Source organism: Vibrio sp. 10N.261.52.A1, assembly GCF_002876325.1.
GTDB lineage: Bacteria > Pseudomonadota > Gammaproteobacteria > Enterobacterales > Vibrionaceae > Vibrio > Vibrio chagasii.
Genome location: NZ_MCYD01000091.1, coordinates 1 through 1,230, shown reverse-complemented (window position 1 = coordinate 1,230; position 1,230 = coordinate 1). Strand labels below are relative to the sequence as shown.

Below are 1,230 nucleotides of genomic sequence, written 5' to 3'. Positions count from 1 at the left end.
ATCTAAGCGTTTGAGCAAGTACTTAATCAGTGCTCGTCGGCAACTAATTGTGAGTGGAGAATCATGCATTCCATAGTCGGCTTTCACAATGTGTTGCTGTGCAGGTGATAAATGTGGATTTGGAATGATTTCAATTGCTTCTTCTGTTGTCCAATCTTCATCGTCTTCGATGTTAATATCTGACTCATTGAGCAGTTCTGGCTCCCCTCTAAATCGGCTTAACACGAAATCTAAGAACATTGCCCTTTCTTCACAATATGCTCGTACATGCCAACGGAACCCATCAAATACGATGGTGTGTGGAACGATGTTTCGACCTCGCCCCTCAGGGTTATCCATTGAAACATACTCAATATCAACTCTGCGCCTTTCTCGTGCTGCTTGCAGAAGTCGACGAACAATTATTGGAGCTATATGTCTGTCAGGTACTGAGAGGACAATAGAGTCAGCAAAGCCAAGATCTTTCAAGTCGAAGCCATCTACGTGGTCATTATTGTACTTGTGCAGCAGCGACAAGTATTCGTTTGGGGTGCCTTTCGTAAACTTTGGCGCAAAATGATCAGTAAGTCGATATCCTTTAATACTACGATCGTGCACGAGTGGCGGGGTTGGAAACTGTTCTTGATAGGCCTTTATATCTCTAGAAGCTTGCTGTCGTTTTATGTTGAAAGAATTACATAGATGGTTGGTTGTTACGCGACCTTCCCACAAAGCAACGACTTCGATTAATTTAAAGCGCAGCAGCTGATCCCACTTAATTGTCATAACAATTATCTAATGCCTGAAAATGATACATGTTGATGTGTACAGAATATACGTACAATTTTGACATGGGTATAGTACAGCTTCGCTTGGTCTTATTGCATAGTGTTACGTAAAACAATGTCGCTTATTTCATACTTTTCTAATACTAGGCGTAATGTTAGTTGTAAAAAGAGTAATATGGATATGTTGCATATAGTGGAGTGAATATCTCCACTATTTTTATGGTTATGAGTACCGTTACTTTTCCGTGTTTGATACTATTTATCTCCACAAAAAAAGTCCGTTTAATCCAATTTTGAAGAGATTCCTTTGAACTTAGAAAAAGCCCTCAGCATACTTTCTAAATCATCGCCCTATGCGGTAAGTACAGAAAGAGAGCAAACACAAGATCATCTGGCTAAATATAAAAGCCATGTGTACATCACTACCGACATCGAGGTCGACTTTAAAAAGTCGCTATTGTCC

At 40.0% G+C, this 1,230-nt stretch carries 1 protein-coding gene; it reads right to left on the bottom strand.

The window, feature by feature from the left end; all coding sequences use genetic code 11:
- Positions 1-765 (bottom strand): WYL domain-containing protein (locus BCT81_RS01225; protein ID WP_102423037.1); only part of this gene is annotated, 765 nt, incomplete at its 3' end.
- Positions 766-1,230: the final 465 nt, after the last annotated feature.